At 42.1% G+C, this 5,114-nt stretch carries 8 protein-coding genes; all 8 read right to left on the bottom strand.

Annotated features, from left to right (window positions below; all coding sequences use genetic code 11):
* Positions 1 to 30: 30 nt before the first annotated feature.
* A complete protein-coding gene (locus HMPREF3179_RS03450) occupies positions 31 to 732 on the bottom strand; it encodes a tetratricopeptide repeat protein (protein WP_168160349.1) in 702 nt (233 codons plus the stop codon).
* 214 nt (positions 733 to 946) lie between these two features.
* Positions 947 to 1,045, bottom strand: coding sequence for an ATP-binding protein (locus HMPREF3179_RS12105; RefSeq protein ID WP_371419259.1), 99 nt, complete (start codon positions 1,043 to 1,045; stop codon positions 947 to 949).
* A gap of 32 nt (positions 1,046 to 1,077) precedes the next feature.
* Positions 1,078 to 1,515, bottom strand: a complete 438-nt coding sequence (locus HMPREF3179_RS03445) for a hemagglutinin repeat-containing protein (protein ID WP_256388746.1) — start codon at positions 1,513 to 1,515, stop codon at positions 1,078 to 1,080.
* Complete coding sequence (locus HMPREF3179_RS03440) at positions 1,512 to 2,363, bottom strand: hypothetical protein (protein WP_070469733.1); 852 nt, start codon at positions 2,361 to 2,363, stop codon at positions 1,512 to 1,514. Before HMPREF3179_RS03440 ends, HMPREF3179_RS03445 begins: the two co-directional genes overlap by 4 nt.
* Positions 2,364 to 2,753: 390 nt before the next feature.
* Positions 2,754 to 3,131: a DUF596 domain-containing protein gene (locus tag HMPREF3179_RS03435; RefSeq protein ID WP_070469732.1), complete on the bottom strand. Its 378-nt coding sequence runs from the start codon at positions 3,129 to 3,131 to the stop codon at positions 2,754 to 2,756.
* Positions 3,124 to 4,368, bottom strand: coding sequence for a VENN motif pre-toxin domain-containing protein (locus HMPREF3179_RS12480; protein WP_070469731.1), 1,245 nt, complete (start codon positions 4,366 to 4,368; stop codon positions 3,124 to 3,126). The genes HMPREF3179_RS03435 and HMPREF3179_RS12480 overlap by 8 nt, the downstream gene beginning before the upstream one ends.
* A gap of 124 nt (positions 4,369 to 4,492) precedes the next feature.
* Complete coding sequence (locus tag HMPREF3179_RS03425; RefSeq protein WP_036561464.1) at positions 4,493 to 4,888, bottom strand: hypothetical protein; 396 nt, start codon at positions 4,886 to 4,888, stop codon at positions 4,493 to 4,495.
* The coding region (locus HMPREF3179_RS12380) for a PIN domain-containing protein (protein ID WP_210398750.1) at positions 4,885 to 5,114 on the bottom strand (230 nt) is incomplete at its 5' end. The genes HMPREF3179_RS03425 and HMPREF3179_RS12380, both read right to left, overlap by 4 nt.

The following is a 5,114-nucleotide window of genomic DNA, read 5'->3' as shown; positions in this document are numbered from 1 at the left end:
AAAGGAAGTTACACAAAATTATTTACAGGCTCAAGCTGGACCTTGTTGTGCCGATTGTTCAAACCATTCAGCTGCTCTAACATAGTCTTGAGTAACGCCACTACCTTCAACATACATCACACCTAAAATATACTGAGCATCTGCATCACCTTGTTGCGCCGACTTTTTGTACCATTCCAACGCTTTAACATCGTCTTGAGTAACACCACGACCTCTGGCATACATCACCCCTAAATTATACTGAGCCTCTGCATCACCTTGTTGCGCTGATTTTTCATACCATTCAGCCGCTTTAACATCGTCTTGAGCGACACCAAGACCCTCGGCATACATCGCCCCTAAGTAGTTCTGAGCCTCTGCATCACCTTGTTGCGCCGATTTTTCAAACCATTCAAACGCTTTAACATCATCTTGAGCAACACCACGACCTTCGGCATACATCAGACCTAAATTATACTGAGCGTCTACATCGCTTTGTTGCGCTGATTTTTCATACCATTCAAACGCTTTAACATCGTCCTGCTGAACGCCACGACCCTCGTCATACATTGCTCCTAAATTATACTGAGCAAATACATGACCTTGTTGTGCTGATTTTTCAAACCATTCAAACGCTTTAACATCGTCCTGCTGAACGCTACGACCCTCAACATACATCCGCCCTAAATAGTACTGAGCATCGGCATCGCCCTGTTGCGCCGATTCTTCATACAACTCAAACGATTTGATCACCTCTGGATCACCTACTTGTTTATAGATGGCATAAGAAAGCAATCCAAGGCTTAATACTAATATAATTATTGATAATTTAAATTTATTGCTCATATTTACCTTAATACTTAAACCCAGTTAATAAATTTTGCTTTAACGAGTATAAGATGCCGTTTAAGTTTGCCTCTTCAAATTATTTATTACTATAAGGCATTACGCCTAAATTAGGGCAATTTTAAAGTCGATAACTATATCCTTTAAATTGGATTACATGGCAATAATGTAATAGAAGATCAAGCATAGCGCCAGTTAATGCCGAGTCACCTGCGAAGATGTCAGCCCATTGATCAAAGGAGATTTCATCAATCAGCAGTAATTTAGGCAGATATTAACGAATGTGACGGTCGAGGCTGCGCTTAATGCGGAGTTCGACGAACACCCCACCAACGTACCACGTAAACTACCATCGCTACGGTCATGATCAATCTCAGTGGATTTAGAGCCAATGGTAATGCCTATCCCGCCCGTCCCAAAGAGTCCCGAGCGCTTGGTTTTTTCATGGTAGTCGGAAAAAGCATATTCCTCGGCCCCAGCCAAGGTAATATCACGACCCGCTTGCAGATACGTCCCCTCATCAGAAATCACATCACTGCCCGTGATACGGATATCTTGGCCACTCTGCAGCAGCACCTCACGACCCGTGACCTCACTGGCAAGCGCCTGCTCGCGGTCTGTTATCCAATGCATCTCTTTGGACTTACTGCCAAAAAGACTGCGGCTCTTGGTGAGGAGGTCCTCACCTATAACTTAACCGCCCACGGACTAAAATCAAAGCGTCCCGGGGTTTGCAATAAAGTGTGTGCGCTATAAGCATCAATGGCTTCACCCGGGTTATTAAGGTAATAAACCGTTTTAAAGTCAAAGTCCTTAATCCAGTAAATGCGTCCATCAGGATTACTATCCACCACATACAGTTGATCACCAATAAACGAATAATCCTCAGGCAACCTACTATCTAGGAAACACCTGAAACTAACCCACTCATATTCCTCCCCATCATGCGGGTTAGTACGAGTAACGTACAGATTAGGAATTTTCTCTCTCAAACTAGGCAAAAGAGTTTTCTCCCAATTTTTGTCAATTAATGCAACAACATGAGAAAATGGTGTCCACTCCGAAAAAGAATCACAGATAAACTGGCGTTGGTTAACGGGAACAATCATCTCTGTCGTCCCCCACCCCCTACTACGAGCTAACCAAGACTTCTTAATTACCTCTGCGATATAAGGATTAGAATGACTTTCGTAACCATATCTTGCCCAAATCACCCGACCCTTCACCACAAAAAAACCGTCATGAAACAATTGATCTTTAGGCAAGTCAGGTCGGGGGCTCTCTCTCTCCCAACGAAAACCCACCATGTAATTAGAAGCATGTTCCTGAAGAACCGCAAAGCTCAATGGTTGCAAATCTCGTAAAGGCTCAATCAACCAATCCTTACCACCTTTTAATAAAGTATTGGTATCTGAACGATGAAGACGATTTTGTGCTTGGATATATAAGGATTCTCTTTCTCCAAAGTCTTCATACTTATCGATAATGTAATCAAATTCTTGTTTCGCTTCTTCAAACGTAAAAACATGACCTACCATACACTATCTCCTTAAACTAGTAGTTTTAATATAATTATTGACTTCTTTCTTTAGCCGCTTTAAAAGGATTAGCCAATAGCACCATAAGGTTGTTAATAATCAGGAAAATCCATTAATGAGCTCTTGCCACACCGCTAGCTAACAAATCCCGTAAACAATACCTTCATAACCCAAATAGAGTACCAATAGAATCGAGACGTCATTAAGTCATTTAAAATCGCTATTCACCTAACCAGAAATTCCACAAGACGACTAAGTCCCACAAGATATTCCCGAACGATAAGACGACATTAAAGGTGGCACATCCAGAGCCTAAACTATCGACGATTAATCATCGTACTCGGTGTGCCACTTACGCTTAACTCTCTACTGCAAATAAAATAGGATTATTTACGTCCATTCAATAAAACCATCTTCATAGAACCAAACAAAACCACATAAAGGCCAAAATATCAACGTGTCTTCCTTTGTGAAATCTCTAATAAGTTGAAAATCGAAATCCATTAGATCAGCTTCATTTTTAGGCCAACGCTCTGAATAAAGCGCCACTTGTTCTTCAATCGTACCTTCAAGAAACTTCCCTTGAAAAGCCAATTTTAAGCGCCCTTCTTTCATTAAACGATACATCACTGATAAAAAAAACTGCTTGCGTTCTTCATACGTCAGTTCTTTATAATGCCATTTCGTTGTTAACCACAACGCATCTGCTGTAGAACCCTCAACTTCCTGAATCGTCCTTTCATAAATCGCATCATCTATTTCAATCAATTTTATCTGCAAACTTTATCTCCACTCTAGGTCTAGTTAACACTTTTTCACCCACTTGATACCCACTCGTTCCTGTAACCTCTATCGTCCAGCGAGCTTCTGTTTTATCAATACTACTCGAACCATTCCGTAAATTATAGGTAAGTCCATCTTTCTTAACAGCATAAACAATAGCTTGATTACCATCTAAATCCTTTAAATGACCCATCTTTTCTGCTTTAGGCAACTTATCTACACCCGTCAATTGCTTAAAATAGCTCATCACATCCTGTTCACTCACCCCATCAAAAATGGCAGCATTTTGACTTATCTGCGGGTTGGCTTTAATCAAGTGACCATTAATCGTGATTTCGGCCTGCTTAACTTTCTCCTTAGTCCCTGTAAAGTTATCAAGCAATTCGTGTCTAAGTTGTTGAGTCTGTGCGACGCTCTTCGCTGAATCTGCAACGCTACCCGTTGCTTTCGACCAAACCCCTTTGCTAAGGACAAAGACTTCACCGCCCAGTTCAACTAGCTTGTCTACGCCTTGACTGATCGGCTTAGTAGCCACCGCCGGGATAAAATCCCCAAAATCTGCCAGAGCATCTAATGCCAACGTACCCCAGTTCCCCTGCTGAATGTCCAGTGCGTGTTTCAGGTTAACTCCTACAACTCCCAAGTCTTCATGTAACCCTAAATGCGTAATACTTACTAACTCTTTTTGTAAATCCAGGTACGCAACGCACGACGTATCACCTTGACATTGGCCATACAGATTTTTAAAGGTCGCATCCAGTTTCTCATGCCATGCAACCACACCTTCCTCAGTCAACCCACTTTGTTTAACTGAGAGGTCATGCCATTTCTGACGTACTTCTTGACACGCCTCAGGACTGATAGCGCACGCAGCTTCCATTTCTTGGCCAAACTCTGCGTACTGATCTTGACCAATTTGCCAACCAAACAGATTTACGCCCGTACCGAGGTAGTTATTATCCACCGCCGTCCCCGCTGACTGCGCACCTTGCGCAATACCCGAGTCCGTGCCGGTGGTAGCACCCACACCTGCTCCCACTAAACTCGTGATGCTGGAGATGGTGGCTTTCTCATCGGCGTTTAAGTCAGCTGCTTCTTTACCGTAGAGGTAATGAGCGAGCACTGGGGCTGCAGCTTCGGCGCTGATGGCAGCACCTGCCGCGCTTAAGGCATTGTTACCCCCCGTCGCCGCTACGGCGGCGGCAAGTAGTCCGTGCGCCATTAAATGCTCGGTACTGCCTTCCTTATTGGTTGACTTAAAGTACTGCCCGATCTCGTTGGCAAGGCTTGGGCTGAGGGTCGCGGTCGCGATCCCTAGCGCGCTGTTGGTCGTATTACTTAGACTACTATTTTCTAGGAATTAAAATTAACAACATAATCGTCTGAATTAACATACTAGGCCCACCAATTACAAGGCTGTACCTATACCAGTAATCAAGTCCATCTTCAATAAGTGGTATTAAAAAAAAGATTGACAATGAAAAATAAGTAGCAACATTCATCAAGACTAATAATTTATAAAAACCAATCCTCTTATATAAATAAAAAGCAAGCAAACTTAAAAAAACTATATGAACAGAAAATAATATACTTCCGGCCAGAGGTATAAAAAACGAAAAAACATACAACAAATGAAAAGATTCTGTTGTAACTCCAACTGAAAGTAACCCTAGAACTGTACTATATATAAAAGGACATAGAAAATAAGCTAATAAAAACCGCCTGTATTTTACTTGCTTCATGGCTTACACCCTTGCTTTTCAGAGTAGCCTAACAATTTACAACCGTAACTTATCCTAGATTCATAATCAAGAATATTCACGCCTCCTTCTATACTTCTCGGATAATCCGACTTGAATATAACTGACAATATGTCACCTACTACAGGAGCGGTAATGAATTGGCTAGCATCTACAAAAAGCTCTTGATCAGACAAATACTTCTCATGAATCGGTTGCAATAGCGCCT

The organism is Oligella sp. HMSC09E12 (genome assembly GCF_001808505.1).
Lineage (GTDB): Bacteria > Pseudomonadota > Gammaproteobacteria > Burkholderiales > Burkholderiaceae_B > Oligella > Oligella urethralis.
The sequence above is the reverse complement of the archived record's forward strand: the minus strand, read 5'-3'. Positions and strand labels throughout refer to the sequence as shown.